22 protein-coding genes and 2 other annotated features are annotated in these 16,185 nt (G+C 31.9%); of the genes, 1 reads left to right on the top strand and 21 read right to left on the bottom strand.

What is annotated here, in order from left to right:
• Positions 1 to 149: 149 nt before the first annotated feature.
• The 6 genes from DES33_RS05835 to mgtE all read right to left on the bottom strand — a co-directional run bounded on the left by DES33_RS05835 (position 150) and on the right by mgtE (position 5,198).
• On the bottom strand, positions 150 to 1,535 hold the full coding sequence (locus tag DES33_RS05835; RefSeq protein WP_110058360.1) for an aminopeptidase: 1,386 nt from the start codon (positions 1,533 to 1,535) through the stop codon (positions 150 to 152).
• A 4-nt stretch (positions 1,536 to 1,539) separates the two neighbouring features.
• The gene (gene murI / locus DES33_RS05830) at positions 1,540 to 2,325 is read right to left on the bottom strand and encodes a glutamate racemase (protein ID WP_094224537.1); all 786 of its coding nucleotides are present in this window, start codon (positions 2,323 to 2,325) and stop codon (positions 1,540 to 1,542) included.
• Positions 2,300 to 3,133 carry a 4-(cytidine 5'-diphospho)-2-C-methyl-D-erythritol kinase gene (gene ispE, locus DES33_RS05825; RefSeq protein ID WP_094224536.1) on the bottom strand — a complete coding sequence of 278 codons (834 nt, stop codon included), beginning with the start codon at positions 3,131 to 3,133 and terminating at the stop codon, positions 2,300 to 2,302. The genes murI and ispE overlap by 26 nt, the downstream gene beginning before the upstream one ends.
• Entirely contained in the window at positions 3,123 to 3,389 is a 267-nt protein-coding gene (locus DES33_RS05820) for a glutaredoxin domain-containing protein (RefSeq protein ID WP_094206971.1), read from the bottom strand. Before DES33_RS05820 ends, ispE begins: the two co-directional genes overlap by 11 nt.
• A 76-nt stretch (positions 3,390 to 3,465) precedes the next feature.
• Positions 3,466 to 3,705: a Veg family protein gene (locus tag DES33_RS05815; RefSeq protein ID WP_002835303.1), complete on the bottom strand. Its 240-nt coding sequence runs from the start codon at positions 3,703 to 3,705 to the stop codon at positions 3,466 to 3,468.
• 125 nt (positions 3,706 to 3,830) lie between these two features.
• Complete coding sequence (mgtE, locus tag DES33_RS05810; protein ID WP_094206970.1) at positions 3,831 to 5,198, bottom strand: magnesium transporter; 1,368 nt, start codon at positions 5,196 to 5,198, stop codon at positions 3,831 to 3,833.
• A gap of 121 nt (positions 5,199 to 5,319) precedes the next feature.
• On the opposite strand from mgtE, the gene DES33_RS05805 reads away from it, so the two are divergent.
• The gene (locus tag DES33_RS05805) at positions 5,320 to 5,508 is read left to right on the top strand and encodes a DUF1858 domain-containing protein (protein ID WP_002835305.1); all 189 of its coding nucleotides are present in this window, start codon (positions 5,320 to 5,322) and stop codon (positions 5,506 to 5,508) included.
• Between the two features lie 72 nt (positions 5,509 to 5,580).
• Here the strand turns inward: DES33_RS05805 and DES33_RS05800 are convergent, their stop codons facing one another.
• The 15 genes from DES33_RS05800 to DES33_RS05730 all read right to left on the bottom strand — a co-directional run bounded on the left by DES33_RS05800 (position 5,581) and on the right by DES33_RS05730 (position 16,146).
• Entirely contained in the window at positions 5,581 to 5,811 is a 231-nt protein-coding gene (locus DES33_RS05800; protein ID WP_002838618.1) for a glutaredoxin family protein, read from the bottom strand.
• Between the two features lie 52 nt (positions 5,812 to 5,863).
• On the bottom strand, positions 5,864 to 6,715 hold the full coding sequence (rsmA, locus tag DES33_RS05795) for a 16S rRNA (adenine(1518)-N(6)/adenine(1519)-N(6))-dimethyltransferase RsmA (RefSeq protein WP_110058359.1): 852 nt from the start codon (positions 6,713 to 6,715) through the stop codon (positions 5,864 to 5,866).
• Positions 6,712 to 7,236: a ribonuclease M5 gene (gene rnmV, locus DES33_RS05790; protein ID WP_094205477.1), complete on the bottom strand. Its 525-nt coding sequence runs from the start codon at positions 7,234 to 7,236 to the stop codon at positions 6,712 to 6,714. The genes rsmA and rnmV overlap by 4 nt, the downstream gene beginning before the upstream one ends.
• A gap of 3 nt (positions 7,237 to 7,239) precedes the next feature.
• Positions 7,240 to 8,007, bottom strand: a complete 768-nt coding sequence (locus DES33_RS05785) for a TatD family hydrolase (protein WP_094224533.1) — start codon at positions 8,005 to 8,007, stop codon at positions 7,240 to 7,242.
• On the bottom strand, positions 8,007 to 10,007 hold the full coding sequence (gene metG, locus DES33_RS05780) for a methionine--tRNA ligase (RefSeq protein WP_110058358.1): 2,001 nt from the start codon (positions 10,005 to 10,007) through the stop codon (positions 8,007 to 8,009). Before metG ends, DES33_RS05785 begins: the two co-directional genes overlap by 1 nt.
• A 59-nt stretch (positions 10,008 to 10,066) precedes the next feature.
• Positions 10,067 to 10,305, bottom strand: a binding site (T-box leader).
• A gap of 92 nt (positions 10,306 to 10,397) precedes the next feature.
• The gene (gene rplL, locus DES33_RS05775; RefSeq protein WP_094205474.1) at positions 10,398 to 10,769 is read right to left on the bottom strand and encodes a 50S ribosomal protein L7/L12; all 372 of its coding nucleotides are present in this window, start codon (positions 10,767 to 10,769) and stop codon (positions 10,398 to 10,400) included.
• A 29-nt stretch (positions 10,770 to 10,798) separates the two neighbouring features.
• Entirely contained in the window at positions 10,799 to 11,341 is a 543-nt protein-coding gene (rplJ, locus tag DES33_RS05770) for a 50S ribosomal protein L10 (RefSeq protein WP_110058357.1), read from the bottom strand.
• A gap of 20 nt (positions 11,342 to 11,361) precedes the next feature.
• Positions 11,362 to 11,486: a sequence feature (ribosomal protein L10 leader region), on the bottom strand.
• A gap of 43 nt (positions 11,487 to 11,529) precedes the next feature.
• Positions 11,530 to 12,675 carry an AI-2E family transporter gene (locus DES33_RS05765; RefSeq protein ID WP_110058356.1) on the bottom strand — a complete coding sequence of 382 codons (1,146 nt, stop codon included), beginning with the start codon at positions 12,673 to 12,675 and terminating at the stop codon, positions 11,530 to 11,532.
• Between the two features lie 59 nt (positions 12,676 to 12,734).
• On the bottom strand, positions 12,735 to 13,436 hold the full coding sequence (gene rplA, locus DES33_RS05760; protein WP_002838605.1) for a 50S ribosomal protein L1: 702 nt from the start codon (positions 13,434 to 13,436) through the stop codon (positions 12,735 to 12,737).
• Positions 13,437 to 13,474: 38 nt separating this feature from the next.
• Complete coding sequence (rplK, locus tag DES33_RS05755) at positions 13,475 to 13,900, bottom strand: 50S ribosomal protein L11 (RefSeq protein ID WP_002835316.1); 426 nt, start codon at positions 13,898 to 13,900, stop codon at positions 13,475 to 13,477.
• 88 nt (positions 13,901 to 13,988) lie between these two features.
• A complete protein-coding gene (gene nusG, locus DES33_RS05750; RefSeq protein WP_002838609.1) occupies positions 13,989 to 14,570 on the bottom strand; it encodes a transcription termination/antitermination protein NusG in 582 nt (193 codons plus the stop codon).
• Positions 14,571 to 14,588: 18 nt separating this feature from the next.
• On the bottom strand, positions 14,589 to 14,807 hold the full coding sequence (gene secE / locus DES33_RS05745) for a preprotein translocase subunit SecE (RefSeq protein ID WP_094205471.1): 219 nt from the start codon (positions 14,805 to 14,807) through the stop codon (positions 14,589 to 14,591).
• 9 nt (positions 14,808 to 14,816) lie between these two features.
• Positions 14,817 to 14,966 (bottom strand): 50S ribosomal protein L33, encoded by a 150-nt coding sequence (gene rpmG, locus DES33_RS05740; protein ID WP_002835319.1) that lies wholly within the window; start codon positions 14,964 to 14,966, stop codon positions 14,817 to 14,819.
• Between the two features lie 76 nt (positions 14,967 to 15,042).
• A complete protein-coding gene (efp, locus tag DES33_RS05735; RefSeq protein ID WP_094224529.1) occupies positions 15,043 to 15,600 on the bottom strand; it encodes an elongation factor P in 558 nt (185 codons plus the stop codon).
• A 57-nt stretch (positions 15,601 to 15,657) separates the two neighbouring features.
• Complete coding sequence (locus tag DES33_RS05730) at positions 15,658 to 16,146, bottom strand: MogA/MoaB family molybdenum cofactor biosynthesis protein (protein WP_002835321.1); 489 nt, start codon at positions 16,144 to 16,146, stop codon at positions 15,658 to 15,660.
• Positions 16,147 to 16,185: the final 39 nt, after the last annotated feature.

The raw sequence follows: 16,185 nt of genomic DNA, 5'->3' as shown, positions 1-16,185 counted from the left end.
TTTGTCAAGTGTTTTGTAAAACTTTTTTTATTTTCGTTTTACATGCATTACTTTCTTTTAAGTAATTTAAAAAGCACTTAACTCAAAGTGCTTTTATATAATATCAATATAAAAGCTAATTGTCAAGTGCTTTATAAATTTACTTTATATTATTTTAAGAATGCGTGGTATGCTTTACTTGTCATGTAGCAGTCAGCTTTTGATAATAATTCTACTGGTGCATGCATTGATAGCATAGCTGTTCCGATGTCAACTACTTCTGCTCCTTGGTTTGCAAGTATGAAGGCTATTGTTCCTCCACCACCTTGGTCTATTTTACCAAGTTCAGTTGTTTGCCACATTACTTTTTCTTCTTTGAATAATTGTCTTAATTCATTTAAGAATTCTGGGTTGGCATCATTTGAGCTGAACTTTCCACCGTGTCCTGTGAATTTTGCCAATGAAATTCCACATCCACTTAAAGCGGTGTTAGCGTCTTCTGTTGCATCTGCATACAATGGATCGATAGCTGCTGTTACATCTGCTGATAACACTTTTGAATTAGCCATGATTCTTCTCATTGTTAAATCACTGTAATTTTCATGTTGGTTATTAGCTATTTCTGCAATCATGTTTCCCATGTATGGTGCATTCATTGATGTATTACCAACTGAACCTATTTCTTCTTTATCTACGAATAAAGCTACTGCTGTTCTCTTAGGATTTTCAACTTTAAGAATTGCTTCTAATGTTGCGTAAGCACATACTCTGTCGTCATGACCGTGAGATGCAATCATAGCACCGTCAAATCCAACGTCTCTTGCTTTAGTAGCTGGTACAATTTCTAATTCTGCTACTTGGAAATCAGATTCTGTTATTCCATATTTTTCGTTCAAGTATTTTAAAATACATTTTTTGATTGGGTTTTCTTTTTCATCTTTAAAATTATAGCTATCATGACCTGCTATTATAGCTAATTTTTCACCTTCAATTGCTTGACCCAATGTTTTTGAGTTCAAATCTTTAGATAAGTGAGCTAATAGTTCAGTGATGTAGAAAACTGGTTCATCTTCTTTTTCGCCGATTTTGATTTCAACTTTTTTGCCTTCATTTGTGAAGATTACTCCGTGCATTGCCAATGGGATTGTAGTCCATTGATGTTTTTTGATTCCGCCGTAGTAATGTGTCTTCATCATTAAGATGTTTTTATCTTCTGAAAATGGTACAGCTCTAACATCTAATCTTGGGCAATCTAAGTGTGATCCAACTATATTAAGTCCTTCATTTATATCATCACCAATAACTACTAATACGCATGATTTGTCCTTATTATTTATATAAATTTTATCGCCTTTTTTGATTTGTCCTTTTAACGCTTCATTCAATTCAACAAATCCGTGTTCTTTTGCTTGATTAACTATAAATTCTGTAGCTTCTCTTTCTGTTTTGCAACTATCTAAGAAGTTTTTGTATCTTTCGCCATAAGCGTAGATTTCATCGTGTTCTTTTTCATCTACAACTTCCCAGATACTTTTCTTTTCGTAATTCAATTCCATAAAATCACTCCATTTCTGTAACTTTTTCTATAGGTTGTCCTATAATTTTAGATCCATTAATTTTAAAATCAAATGGATTTTTTGTGACAAAATATTTTGTGTCACATATATTTTGATAGTTCCCGCAAATCTCATAAATATCTTCACTTAGTAAATCTGCAGGATCTACAAATGTAATATTTTCTCCTGTATATTGTTTAAGGTATTCAATTAGAACAGGGTAATGTGTACATCCCAAAATTATGGTGTCTGCTCCAAAATCTACAATAGGTTTCAAATATTCTTCGACTTTTTTCAAAATCTTCTCTTTATCTTTGCAGTTTTCTTCAACGAATCCTACAAAATCAAAACACGCAGATTGGCAAACTTCAATGCCTTTTTGTTCTAATAATTTTTTATATAAACCATTGTCTACTGTAGCTTTAGTTGCTATTACCCCTACTTTTTTATTAGAAGTAGTTTTTAAAGCAGATTTAACACCGTATTCAACAACTCCAATTATATCAAAATTTGCAATTGATTTCATATAATCCAACGCAATAGATGTTAACGTATTACAGGCTACGACAAGTAAATCTATCTGCTGTTCATTGAAAAACCTCACAATATTCTCAGAAATCTTAAGCATTTGTTCTCTGGTTTTAGAACCGTAAGGGACATTTGCACTATCAGCAAAATATATATATTCCTTATTAGGCATAATCTTCTTAACTTTTTTGAATACAGTAAGCCCGCCCAAACCAGAATCCACGAATCCTATTTTGTTATAAGGTTTTTGTTTTGAATACATACTTATATTTGTCCTTTAATTTATTGTAGCAATTTTCAAAGTCGTTATAGTTTTCAAAAATACCAAAAACAGTTGGTCCTGATCCACTCATAAGTGCCAAATTCGCTCCCAATTCATATAGCTGTTCTTTTATAATATAGATTTCTTCTACTAATTTTTCTGATACACTTTCCATCGTGTTAAATGCTTTCCTATAAAAAGTTTCATAATCACGACTATCAATAGCAACGGAAACTTTACCAAGACCACCATTCGACTCTTTCAAATTATTATACACATCTTTCGAAGATATGCTCATTCCATTATTTACAATTATTATATTTTTATTAGAAAAATCAGATAATCTGACAAACTCGTTTCCTATTCCCTTTGCTCTGACACATTTTTTGTTCGTAAAATAGAAAGTATCCGCCCCTGTCAATCTACAGATTTCTTTGATTTCTTGATCAGAAAGATTAAGTGATAAATCATCATTCACATACATCAAAAACTCACATGCATTTGAACTTCCTCCAGCAAGACCTGCTGATATAGGAATTTTTTTGTCGACGAACACATCATAACCACAGTTTATTTCTCTGAACTTTTTTAAATTCTCAAATATTTTACATATCAAATTAGTTTTATCAGTTGGAAAATCAGGATTATTAGAGTTTAAATTCAATTCGTAAGTACTATTACGATTTATATCCATAATATCGTGAAGATCAATCAAATTCATAACTGTATCGATATTATGATATCCATCTTCTCTTAAACCAAGAATATCCAATGACAGATTTATCTTGGCATAGCTATTAATCTTCATCAAATACTCTTAAATCTTCTAATTTTTCAAAAAATACTATCTTTTCGCCATCAGTTATCATAGGAACACCTACTTTGTTATCCTTAACAATTGATTCAAATTCTTTTCTATTATCTCTATAAGTAAAAAATTCTTTGAGATTTTTCATAGAATCTGTAATATTGATTTCTTCATAATCAATATTGGCATTTTTTAAAATTTCGATTGCATCTACGCAATCTGGGCATTTTTCTGACATATATAATTTTAACTTCATATTACACCTCTATTAATAAATTATACTATTGTTTAAATGTTAAATCAAACTAAAAAAACGACCTTCCGGTCGTTTTTTAACATAATTCTAACTTTACTGTTGATGTAAGTATATCTGAGTAAGTATATGATATTGTTCTTTCTGAATCATATTCGTTAGTTATTTTTATTGTAAATAAGCTTGGGAACACTTGGCTGATAGTTCCTTTGTTTGTTACAATTTTATTTCGTCCTTTATCTGCCTCGACAATAACATCTTTTCCAATATTACTTCGCACCTGACTTCTAATCATGTTCAAATCGTTAATTTCCTTCACGTTATTCCTCCTAACAGATCGTCGTTAGTAGTATTATATCACTCTATCACTCTAAAGTCAAATTAAATAAAATATTTTACAGTAATATTAAAAATATGTCAATAGTTTTTGTTAATTTTTTCTAATTAGATTCCCAAAGCAATATGTGCCATTTCAAAATAGATTAACAAACTCAATGCATCGACAACTGTAGTAATCAAAGGTCCCGCCATAATCGCTGGATCTAATTTTAACTTTTTAGCAATAATTGGCAACATCCCACCGATTAATTTTGCAGTCACTATTGTAAATATCAAAGTCAAAGATACAACCAATCCGATAGGAACAGAAACTTTATCGACAACCATAGTTTTTATGAAACAAACAATACTCATAACTACTGAGACTACTAACGCTACTCTAAATTCTTTAAAAAATACTTTTAGCCAATCTTTTGTGCTGATTTCTCCTGTAGCAAGCCCACGTATAATAAGCGTTGATGATTGTGAACCAGAGTTTCCACCCGTATCCATTATCATAGGAATAAATGCTGTAAGTATTATCGCTTGTCCCAATAAAGATTCATAGTGAGTCATTATTGAACCTGTAAATGTAGCAGAAACCATAAGTATCAAAAGCCAGGCAATACGTTTTTTTGCCAAATTAAACACGCCTTGATCCAAATAATCATCTTCATCTGGACTCATACCTGCCATGATTTGAAAGTCTTCTGTAGCCTCTTGTTCCATAACTTCCATAATATCGTCAACTGTTATGATACCAGTAAGTCTTTTTTCATTATCTACGACAGGAAGAACAACGAATCCGTATTTTTTGAATACATCTGCTACTGTTTCTTGGTCATCATCAGTGTGAACGTAAATAACATCTTCATCCATCAAATCTTCAATCAACGTTTCTGGTTCATTAGTTACGATTGTTCTCAAAGAAACAAAACCAAGTAGTGTTTTCTTTTCGTTTGTTACAAAACATGTATAGACGGTTTGCTTGTCCACCCCTGTTTTCTTAATTACTTCAAGAGCTTTCCTTACAGTATAATAAGATCTCAATTCAATATATTCTATTGTCATCAAAGATCCCGCTGAATCTTCCGGATAATTTAAGAATTGATTAATCAAATTTCTTTCGCTTTTGTCGGTATGTCTTAGAACTTTTTTCACAATTCCCGCTGGCATTTCTTCGATTAAGTCAATCATATCGTCAAAATATAGTTCGTCTACTATGAATTTAACTTCTTTATCACTGAACGCTTCCAAAAGCCTTGTTCGATGATCCTTTTCCATATGAGAAAACACATCGATACAATCATCTTTGTTCAATAACCTGAACACAAGCATTGCACTTTTTAAATCCAATGATTCAATATAATCTGTAATATCTACCGGGTTGTATTTTTGAATTTGATTTTTAAGTTTTAAATAATCTTTGTCTTCTAGATATTTGTTGAGTAAATCCATATCTATTTCATGACGTTCAAATTTTTCATCCATCATATTCCTCACCACCTATATTTCTATTTCATATTAAATTATAACATAGATTAGAAATAATTTTACTTGAATGAACTGAAAGCTTATATTATAATAAGAATATAAATGATGAAAGGGTGATTTTATGGAAATTACTAAAGATATGTTAATTGGAGATATTATTAGAAACAATCCAGATTCTGTAGAAGTTTTGTTTAGAAACGGATTATCTTGTATAGGTTGTCCAGCCAGCCAAATGGAAAGCTTAGAAGAAGCTTGTATGGTTCACGGACTAGATGTAAACTATCTATTAGAACAATTAAACCAAAACTAATATTATACCCGCTAAACAAAGCGGGTTTTTACATAAAAAAACTACCTGTCGATTGACAAGTAGTTTTTGTTTTTATAATCCTAAAGCTTCTTTTAATTTTGCTTGATCAAAACCAACTATTTCTTCATCACCTATGATTGTAACAGGAACACCCATGTGACCTTTTTTCATAAGTTCTTTTCTAGCTTCTTGATCTTGTGATATATTCTTTTCTGTATATTTTACGTTGTTTTCGTCCATATAATCTTTTGCTGCGTGGCAATATTGACATCCATCACTTGTATAAATTACTACGTCTTTCATAAAAATACCTCCTTAAAAGTCTGTATTTTATATATACCCTTATTTGAAAATCCTAATCAATATCATTCAACTTCTTTACAATATTTTTGTAATCTTCCAATGACAAATTCTCAGCTCTCAAATTCTCTTTTAAACCTAACTCTTGAAGAATGGACTTTAATTTCTCCTTGTCAACATTCACAAACCCACTAGTAAAACTGTTTACTATTGTTTTTCTTCTTTTGCTAAAACCCGATCTGATTAATTGACGAAGAAGTTCTTGGTCGATGTCTTCATCTAATTTTTTAAGCTTCATATTTACAACTGCACTGTCTACTTTTGGCTGTGGCATGAACACAGTTTTTGGAGCATTAAGTATTATTTTAGCATCGCTATTTTGTTTTACAAACAAACTCAATGATGCGTAATCCTTACTTCCCACATCAGCTACCATTCTATTTGCCACTTCTTTTTGAACCATAACAGTGATTGATTCAATAATATCTCTGTAATTAAACAAATGCTCAATAATTGGTGTTGTGATGTAATAAGGAAGATTCGCAACCACTTTGAATTTTTTATCTCCATGATTAAGTTCATTCAAATCTACCTTCAACACATCTTCGTTTATTATTTTAAAATTATCTCTATCTCCAACAGTGTATTTCAAAACATCCATAAGTCTTGAATCTATTTCTATCGAATACAAAAATTTGCATTTGTCGACAAGTCTTTCTGTTAATGTTCCAAAACCAGGGCCAATCTCAATAACGTAATCATCTTCTGTGATATCAGAATAGTCGATAATATTTTCAATCAAATTTCCATCGATTAGAAAATTTTGCCCCAAAGCCTTTGAGAACTTAAACCCAAATTTGTCCAATATTTCTTTAATGTAGGAAGGTTGGTGTAGTCTATAACTCATCTTTTAATAGCCTCCTCTAATTTTTCTCTTGAAATATTGTAATTATTTAGCATTCTAAGAAAGGATTTTGCATTGCCGTAACCAATATTTAAAATTTTACCGACTTTTATTCTAAGCGATTTGGATCCTTCTCCTACTAATCCATAGTAAATCATATCATCCATCGTGTATTCATTCTTAGAATCAATCATTGACGGATGAGCGTTTTCTATGGCGATTTTAATATCTTCTTCTTTTGCATTTTCAATTCCGATATCCTCATCTTTGATACACAAATCTTGTGCTATAAATGCGTTTTTTGCGTTTGGAATAAAATCATTAATTCTTTTTCTGATTTTATTTCCTGCATAGTCTGGATCCGTTAGAATTATTATTCCTCTGTCTTGGTCGATTTTTTTGAGTCTTTTGAGTAATTTGTCGCTAAAATAAATCCCACCAGTGCAAATCACTTCACAATCTAATGCTCTCTTGACTCTTTGCTCATCGTCTCTTCCTTCGACAACTATTATTTCTTTTATCATAATTTACCATCCAAAAATATCATCAGCATTATTGCAAATGATTTGTGCCGCTTCTTTTTCCGACATTTTTTTCAACAAACTAACCTCTTGTAAAACCAAATTCACATATTTTGGTTCATTTCGTTTCCCACGATATGGATGAGGCGTCAGATAAGGAGAATCCGTTTCTACTAAAATTTTATCGATAGGTAATCTCTCACAAGTTTCCTTGACATTTCTAGCATTCTTAAAAGTTACAACTCCACTAAATGAAATATAATATCCTAAATCAATAAATTTTTCTGCCATTTCATAACTTCCAGAATAAGAGTGCATTATTCCTCTAACATTAGGATATTTCTTCAAGATATCGTATGTGTCTTGGATTGCATCTCTTGTATGAATAATTACAGGCAAGTTTTTTCTTTCGGCGATTTGCATTTGTTTCTCAAATAGATATTTTTGCTTGTCCTTGTCGTGTTCATAATGATAATCCAGCCCAATTTCCCCGATAGCTTTGCATTTTGGATTATCAGCCAACTCTTCTATCCTAGAAATATCTTCATCCGTAAATCTGCTATCTTCTTCAGGGTGAATCCCCACAGCATTGTATAAGAAATCATACTTTTTTGACAATTCTATGGCTTTAATGGAGTTTTCTACATTGTCACTTGGAAGCATAGCTTTTACAACAGAATTAGATTGTAGGTTTTCAATTATTTTATCCCTATCAAAATCAAATTTCTCATCTGTCAAGTGACAATGTGTATCGTATATTACATAATCTCCCATTAAGATACAGTCGCTCCGTCTTCAAATTCTGAATCAAGTAAACTTGCCATAGTCAATTTATAGCCCTTACTTGCAGCAAGAAGCATACCTTGAGATTCTACTCCTCTCAATTTTACAGGCTTCAAATTGTACACTACAATAACCTTTTTGCCTATCAAATCATCTGGTTCGTACCAGTTTTTAATCCCAGAAACTATTTGTCTTGTTTCTTCTCCGATTTTAACCTTGAAAACCAAAAGTTTATCGGCATCTGGATGTTGCTTTGCTTCTACAATTTGTCCAACCCTCAAATCAAGCTTGTCAAAATCATCTATAGTTATTTCTTCTTTTTTCTTAGATTTCTTTGATTTTTTCTTAGATTCTTTAGGAGCTTCTTCTTTGTTATTATCTCTTAATTCAGAAACTTTTTTACCAGTTCTTTCTTCGATTAATTTGTCGTTAACTTCGTTCAATCGTTCAGTTTCTTTCTTGATGTCTAATCTATTGAACAAGTTTTCTCCTCTTTGAACCTTAGTTCCAACAACAGTTTTACCGAACACTTTTCCATCTTCCCATTTAATTTCAGAAAGACCAATTTGCTCTTTGATTTTATTGCTTGTTTCTGTGATAAATGGAGAAGTTAATATACAAATAACTCTTATCGCATCCATCAAATTATACAGAACAGTTTTCAATCTTTCTGGGTCTTCTTTAATCAAAATCCATGGAGTTGTTTCATCAATATATTTATTAGCCCTTCTAACAACTTTCCAAATTTCTTCAAGTGCATTTGAAAAATCAAGTTCTTCCAATAACTCTTCAACTTTTCCTTGGCATCCTTCGACTACAGATATTAAACTCTTGTCAATATCGTTGTTGTCATTCGGTTGTGGGATAACACCATCAAAATATTTTTCAACCATTGATACCGATCTACTTACAAGATTGCCCAAATCATTTACCAAATCTGAATTATATCTGTTCATAAATCTTTCTGTCGTAAAGTTACCATCATTACCAAAAGTAAAATCTCTTAAAATGTAGTATTTCAAAGCATCTACACCGTACAAATCGATAATTGGCTCTGGATAGTATACATTTCCCTTTGATTTACTCATCTTATCTTCATTGAATAAAATCCATCCATGAGCGAAAACTCTCTTTGGCAATGGCAAATCCAAAGCCATCAACAACGCTGGCCAAATAATTGTGTGGAACCTTACAATTTCTTTTCCAACCAAGTGAATATCACATGGCCAGAATTTATTGAATAATTCTTCATCTTGTCCATATCCAATCCCTGTCAAATAACAGCTAAGCGCATCAATCCACACGTAAATAATATGCTTATCATCAAATGGAACCTTAACTCCCCAGTCAAAGCTTGTACGAGATACGGATAAATCTTCCAATTCACCACTTAAAAAGTTATTCACCATTTCGTTCTTACGAGATTCTGGCTTCAAGAAATCTGGGTTGTCTTTGTACAATTGTAAAATTCTATCTTTGTATTTTGATAATCTGAAAAAGTACGATTCTTCTTCGTGATAATGAACATCACGTCCACAATCTGGACACTTTCCATCCTTTAGTTGTGATTCTGTCCAAAAAGCTTCACAATCGACACAATAATGTCCCTTGTAAGTAGACTTGTAAATATCTCCCTTATCGTATAATTTTTGAAAAATTTCTTGAACATTTTTTTCGTGAGCCTTGTCTGTACTTCTGACAAAACTATCTATGTCTATGTCTAGTTTTTTCCACAAATCCTTGGCACTTTGTACAATTGGATCGATATAATTTAATGGATTATCACCCATATTTTTTTCTTTTGCTTTTTCATACAACTTTTGACCGTGTTCATCAGTACCTGTAGTCAAGAACACATCGTAGCCTTGGATTTTTTTGAATTTCTTCAAAGTATCCGCAATGATTGTTGTATAAGTATGACCCAAATGTAAATTACTACTTGGATAATAGATTGGAGTAGTAATATAATATGATTTCTTTTCTTCTGACATAATTTCCCTCCTAAATAAAACTACAATAAAATAAAAAATCCCTTATATGACATACATCATATAAGGGCGAAAATCCGCGTTACCACCTTAATTTTAGAATATAAAATATTCTCTCATTGTTTGGCACTTTAATGCCTAGCATTTGATAACGGATGCTCCCGGAAAAATTTAAAAGCATTAGCTATTCAACTTTTCAAACTCAAAGACCATATTCTGCAATAATCTAATATCCTATTCCACCAAACTAAGACTCTCTTTAAAAAAAATTATTACATACTCATCTCATCATAGTCATTTTATCAATATATTAAAATAATATCATAAACAAATGATTTGTCAAGCAATCAAAAAGAGAGGCTATTATACATAACCTCTCCATAAATTTATCGACTATTTTAATTCGATAGTAGCTCCAACTTCTTCAAGTTTAGCTTTTAATTCTTCAGCTTCTTCTTTAGAAGCGCCTTCTTTAATTGCTTTAGGAGCTTCGTCTACGATAGCTTTAGCATCTTTTAATCCTAATCCAGTTAAGTCTTTAACTGCTTTGATAACTTTCATCTTAGCGTCACCAACTGATGCTAAAATTACATCAAATTCTGATTTTTCTTCTGCTGCTGCTCCACCTGCTGCTGGTGCTGCACCTGCTGCTGCTACAGGAGCTGCTGCTGATACTCCAAATTTTTCTTCTGCTTTTTCTACTAATTCATTTAATTCAAGAACAGTTAAGCCTTCAACTGCTTCTAAGATTTCATCTATTGACATTTTTTACCTCCAAATTTTATTTTAATTAATTATTCTTCTACTGTTTCAGTAGTTTCGTTTGATTCAGATTCTTCTGAACCTTCATTTTTTGATTTAGCAATAGCATCTGCTAAATATACAAATTTTGACACTGGAGCTTTGAAGCTTCCAAGCATTTTTGTAAGAAGAACTTCTCTTGAAGGGATAGATGCGATTTTCTTTACACCTTCAACATCTAAGAATTTGTCTCCTAAATAACCTGCTTTAATTTCTAAGTTTTCGTGATCTGCTGCGAATTCTTTAGCTATTCTAGCTGCAGCGATTGGATCATCCATACTGAATGCAACCGCGTTAGGACCAGATAAGTAATCTAAGAATCCATCAAATCCCAATTCTTTAAAAGCAAAATTCATCATTGTATTTTTGTATACTTTGAATAATACATTTTCATTTCTGAATTTTTCTCTTAATTCTGTTGCTTCGCTAACATCTAATCCTCTATAATCAACGATAACCATTGATTTAGCATCATTAATATGTCCTTTAATTTCATCAACAACAGCTTTCTTTTGATTTAAAACGTGTTCTTTCATTATTTCACCTCCATGAAAAAGGCTACACTAAAAAAGTCTTTCCATCCAAAGACAGAAAGACTGATAAACTCATATCTTATGCTCCTCTGTAGGATGATTAAACTTTAATAGTCCCTACTGTCTTCGGTAGCCCAAATTAATTACCTGATTATTATATCATATTCTATGAATATGTCAACACTTTTTTATTATTTTTCTTCAATAATACAGATGTTTTTATCTTTCAATTTCTTTTCCTTATATCTGTACAATAATTCATAGATTGTTGCAAAAATTGGAACGAAAATAAGCATACCAACAATACCGCTTAATGCCGCCCCTATGGTAACTGCAACTAGCACCCAAATAGATGGTAGCCCTACAGACGATCCCACGATTCTAGGATAAGTTACATTACCATCAAATTGTTGAAGTACAATTATGAAAATCACAAAAATAATAGCTTTTGAAAAAGATTCGATTAAAATAATCAAAGCTCCCAATGCAGCTCCTAAAATAGCTCCAACCAATGGAATTAATGCTCCAAAACCAATTAGCACACTAACTGTTGCTGCATTTGGCATCTTCAACAAATACATTCCTATAAAGCACATAAACCCAAGCATAAATGCTTCGATAAATTGCCCTTTAAAGAACGAATAAAATTTTTCGTAAGCCACCTTAAAGAAAATTAAAATCTTGTTTGCAGTTTTTCCACCAAAAAAAACATAAGCCAATTCTGTAAATTGTCTTCTCAAAGTTTCTTTTGAAAATAATAAATAAATAGCAAATGTGAACGACACTACAAAGCTAAGTACAACAGAAAACACTGTGCTAATTCCAAAAAACACATTGTTCAATATATCCAATCCATTTTTGGTTAAGTAAGGTTTCAGTTTTACAACCAAATCATGAGTATTTGTGATAGCGTATGTGTCGTAAATTTTATCTAATTGTTTTGCAACCTCTGGATATTTTCTTAGCTTTTCAACCAATACCGGAATTCCTTGGATTAGTGATTTAATAGCTTCAAAAAAATTAGGAATTATAAGTATCACTACAAATGCTATTATTGCACTAACTATTACTAAACTTATTAACAGGGATATTGCTCTTTTTAGACCCGGTTTCGAAGTCCATTTTTTAAAAACTTTATTCTCAATAAAATTCATAGGCATATTTAGGACAAAAGCTAATGCCGCACCAATAATAAATGGAGATATAATCGCCATAAAAGTGCCCAATGCATTTCCTATAGATTTCCCATTGAACAAAAGATATGCCAAAATAACTGGAACAATTAATATAATTATCCCTATTTGAATTTTCTTTTTATCTTCTTTTAATAATTTCATTTTTCCCTCTGTATTTAAGAAAAGCCACCTTAACGGTGGCTAATAAATTCTTATCTATATTATTCTTTTGCAAATTGTAATGGATTAACCTTGATTCCAGGGCCCATTGTTGAAGCAATTGTTAAAGATCTAATATATTTACCTTTTGATGAAGCTGGTTTTGCTTTCAATATTGCTTGCATCAACGCATTGATGTTTTCAGCAATTTTTTCTTCTCCGAAAGAAACTTTACCAACTGGAACGTGAATAATATTGCTCTTGTCAGTTCTATATTCAACTTTACCAGCTTTGATTTCTTTGATTGCACTTGTAACATCCATAGTTACTGTACCAGCTTTAGGGTTTGGCATTAAACCTTGAGGTCCTAAGATTCTACCAATTCTACCTACTACACCCATCATGTCTGGAGTAGCTACTGCAACATCAAATCCTAACCAACCTTCTTTTTGGATTTTTTCTGCTAAATCTTCTGCTCCTACAAAATCTGCTCCTGCAGCTTTTGCTTCTTCAGCTTTTTCACCTTTTGCAAATACAGCTACCTTTTGGTCTTTACCTGTACCATGAGGAAGTACGATAGTACCACGAACTTGTTGGTCAGCGTGTCTACTATCTACACCTAATTTTGCGTGTAATTCTACTGATTCGTCAAATTTAGCTTTAGCAGTTTCAACAACTAATTTACTTGCTTCGTCTAATTTATATTCAACTGTTCTATCAATTAATTTTGCACTTTCTTGATATTTTTTACCTTTTTTTGCCATATAATCCTCCTTGTGGTTCTAACGAACTAAATCTCCCACTATTCTTCTACTGTAACTCCCATACTTCTTGCTGTACCTTTAATCATACTCATAGCAGATTCTAAGTTTGCTGCATTTAAGTCAGGCATTTTAATTTCAGCAATTTTCTTAACTTGTTCTTTAGTTAATTGTCCAACTTTAGTTTTATTAGGTTCTCCTGAAGCAGAATTTAATCCTAATTCTTTTTTAATAAGAACTGGTGCTGGTGGAGTTTTTGTTATAAATGTGAATGATCTATCTTGGTATACAGTCATAACAACTGGAATAATCATTCCCATTTGGTCTTGAGTTTTTGCGTTAAACTCTTTTGTAAATTGCATTATATTAACACCGTGAGGTCCAAGTGCTGTACCTACTGGTGGTGCAGGTGTTGCTTTACCTGCAGGAATTTGTAACTTTACTATTGCTTGTACTTTTTTAGCCATATTAGTTCCTCCTTAAACTATTGTGGTTATCGGGGCTAACCTCCCACATCGATCTATATGAAATTAATTAAATAACTTATATTCAAATTTATATTTTTTCGATATCATCAAAGCTAATTTCAACAGATGTGTCTCTGCCGAACAAGGAAATTAAAACTTTACAGATAGCTTTTTCAGTATTTATTTCTTCAATAATACCTACTTGATCGCTAAATGCTCCAGAAACAATATTCACATTGTCTCCTACATTAACATCAATTTCTTTTTTAGAGTAAGATTGATTTTTAAGAGCGAATTTTTGGATTTCCTTTTCACTAACTGCTACAGGTTTGGATTCTGGTCCTACAAATCCTGTAACACCTCTGGTATTTCTAACTAAATACCATGAGACATCGGTAATTGTCATCTTAACGAAAACATAACCGGGGAAGATCTTTCTTTCTTTTAACTTTTTAGCTCCACCGACCTCTGAAACATATTCTTCAGTAGGTACTACTACTTCAAATATATCGTCGATATAACCACGATTTTCTACCATTTTTTCAATATTAACTTTTACTTTACCTTCGTGTCCAGAGTAAGTATGTACTACATACCATTTTCCCTCTTTGGCACGTTCCTTAAAATCTTCAGTTGCATTTTCAATAAATGTGTTATTTTTTTCGGTCATTGTGGATACTGTTCCTTTCTATATAAATAGTCCAATTAAACGTTGGAACACAGTATCTAATCCGTATACGATTAATGCAACTATAAAGGAAATTATAACTACTACTATTGAGTATTCTAAAGTTTCCTTTGGTGTCGGCCAGACAATTTTATTCCATTCAGTCTTCACGCCTTTCAAAAATCCTTGATTTTTTTGGGCTGATTTTTGATTAGAATTTTGCGTATTTTTCGCTGCCATAAGCTCCTCCTATCTTGTTTCCTTGTGTAGAGTGTGCTTTTTACAGAATTTACAATACTTGTTAGTTTCCACTCTATCAGGGTGAAGTTTTTTATTCTTTTTAGTAGTGTAATTTCTGCTCTTGCATTCAGTACATTCTAAAATTACTTTATCTCTCATATTAGACCTCCTCTATTAGTATGGACAAAATCCACCGTACTACTCTATCATAAATGCGTTAAAAAGTCAATAAATACTAAACTCTTGACAAATATTCTCCAGTTCTTGTATCTATCTTGATTTTATCTCCTTCGTTTACAAATAAAGGTACGTTAACTGTAGCGCCTGTTTCTACAGTAGCTGGTTTTGTAGCTCCTGTTGCAGTGTTACCTTTAATACCAGGTTCTGTTTGAGTGATTTCTAACTCAACAAAGTTTGGTGGAGAAACTTGGAATGCTTTACCCTTGAAAAATTTGATTGTTGCCATATCATTTTCCTTTATATAAAGAATAGCTTCTTCAACACTAACTTTATCAATTGGTAATTGTTCATAAGATTCTGGGTCCATGAAATAATATAAAGTTCCATCGTTGTATAAGTATTGCATTTCTCTTGTTTCAATTCTAGCTTCTTCATATTTTTCGTTAGGATTGAATGTCATGTCTCTGTTTGAACCAGTCATAACTGATCTGATTTTTGTTCTTACGAAAGCTGCACCTTTTCCTGGTTTAACGTGTTGGAAATCTATAATTTGCCATACATCCCCATCCATTTCAAAAGTTGTGCCTTTTCTAAAATCTCCTGCTTGTATCATATATACCTCCTACAATTATCTATCATATATTATACATTACTAATTAATTATGAACAACTATTTTCTCGCACATTCTGATGCATCGCCTTGTAAAATTTTCAAAGCGTGATCTAACGTATCAATTATGTATTCCAAACTTTCTTCAACAGCCTTAGGACTACCCGGCATATTTATTATGAGGGAGTTTTTTCTAATAACTGAAACAGCTCTTGAAAGCATTGCTCTTTTTGTAATAGTCATCGAATAATTTCTAATCGCTTCACTAATTCCCAAACAAAGTTTTTCTGAAACTTCTAATGTAGCCTCAGGAGTTACATCTCTTTTTGAAAATCCAGTTCCACCCGTAGTCAAAATCAACTCAATATTTTCATTGGAATACTCGATTAATTTTTCTTTTATAAGTTCTTTTTCATCTGCTACAATATCATATTTTTCTAATTTATAGCCGTTTTTTTCGATAATTTCTATAATTTTTTTACCACTTAAATCTTCTCTTTTTCCTTGAGAACCCTTGTCTGATACTGTAAGCACTGCTACTTTATACATATTAAAACCTCTTTGTGTCAATATATTTGCTTGACCTTG

The organism is Finegoldia magna (assembly GCF_003182075.1).
Taxonomy (GTDB): Bacteria; Bacillota; Clostridia; order Tissierellales; family Peptoniphilaceae; genus Finegoldia; species Finegoldia magna.
This window is presented reverse-complemented; position numbering and strand designations above follow the sequence as displayed.

Bases quoted from the DNA above. Each gene is read 5' to 3' on its own strand.
- DES33_RS05785 (WP_094224533.1), bottom strand. From the start codon at position 8,007: ATGGGAGATTATGTAATATACGATACACATTGTCACTTGACAGATGAG.
- efp (WP_094224529.1), bottom strand. From the start codon at position 15,600: ATGATACAAGCAGGAGATTTTAGAAAAGGCACAACTTTTGAAATGGAT.
- rplJ (WP_110058357.1), bottom strand. From the start codon at position 11,341: ATGAAAGAACACGTTTTAAATCAAAAGAAAGCTGTTGTTGATGAAATT.
- rplA (WP_002838605.1), bottom strand. From the start codon at position 13,436: ATGGCAAAAAAAGGTAAAAAATATCAAGAAAGTGCAAAATTAATTGAT.
- rsmA (WP_110058359.1), bottom strand. From the start codon at position 6,715: ATGAGTTATAGACTACACCAACCTTCCTACATTAAAGAAATATTGGAC.
- DES33_RS05765 (WP_110058356.1), bottom strand. From the start codon at position 12,675: ATGAAATTATTAAAAGAAGATAAAAAGAAAATTCAAATAGGGATAATT.
- rpmG (WP_002835319.1), bottom strand. From the start codon at position 14,966: ATGAGAGATAAAGTAATTTTAGAATGTACTGAATGCAAGAGCAGAAAT.
- DES33_RS05835 (WP_110058360.1), bottom strand. From the start codon at position 1,535: ATGGAATTGAATTACGAAAAGAAAAGTATCTGGGAAGTTGTAGATGAA.
- rplK (WP_002835316.1), bottom strand. From the start codon at position 13,900: ATGGCTAAAAAAGTACAAGCAATAGTAAAGTTACAAATTCCTGCAGGT.
- metG (WP_110058358.1), bottom strand. From the start codon at position 10,007: ATGTCAGAAGAAAAGAAATCATATTATATTACTACTCCAATCTATTAT.
- ispE (WP_094224536.1), bottom strand. From the start codon at position 3,133: ATGAAGATTAATAGCTATGCCAAGATAAATCTGTCATTGGATATTCTT.
- DES33_RS05805 (WP_002835305.1), top strand. From the start codon at position 5,320: ATGGAAATTACTAAAGATATGTTAATTGGAGATATTATTAGAAACAAT.
- DES33_RS05800 (WP_002838618.1), bottom strand. From the start codon at position 5,811: ATGAAAGACGTAGTAATTTATACAAGTGATGGATGTCAATATTGCCAC.
- secE (WP_094205471.1), bottom strand. From the start codon at position 14,807: ATGGCAGCGAAAAATACGCAAAATTCTAATCAAAAATCAGCCCAAAAA.
- DES33_RS05730 (WP_002835321.1), bottom strand. From the start codon at position 16,146: ATGTATAAAGTAGCAGTGCTTACAGTATCAGACAAGGGTTCTCAAGGA.
- DES33_RS05820 (WP_094206971.1), bottom strand. From the start codon at position 3,389: ATGAAGTTAAAATTATATATGTCAGAAAAATGCCCAGATTGCGTAGAT.
- mgtE (WP_094206970.1), bottom strand. From the start codon at position 5,198: ATGATGGATGAAAAATTTGAACGTCATGAAATAGATATGGATTTACTC.
- rplL (WP_094205474.1), bottom strand. From the start codon at position 10,769: ATGTCAATAGATGAAATCTTAGAAGCAGTTGAAGGCTTAACTGTTCTT.
- murI (WP_094224537.1), bottom strand. From the start codon at position 2,325: ATGTATTCAAAACAAAAACCTTATAACAAAATAGGATTCGTGGATTCT.
- rnmV (WP_094205477.1), bottom strand. From the start codon at position 7,236: ATGATAAAAGAAATAATAGTTGTCGAAGGAAGAGACGATGAGCAAAGA.
- nusG (WP_002838609.1), bottom strand. From the start codon at position 14,570: ATGACCGAAAAAAATAACACATTTATTGAAAATGCAACTGAAGATTTT.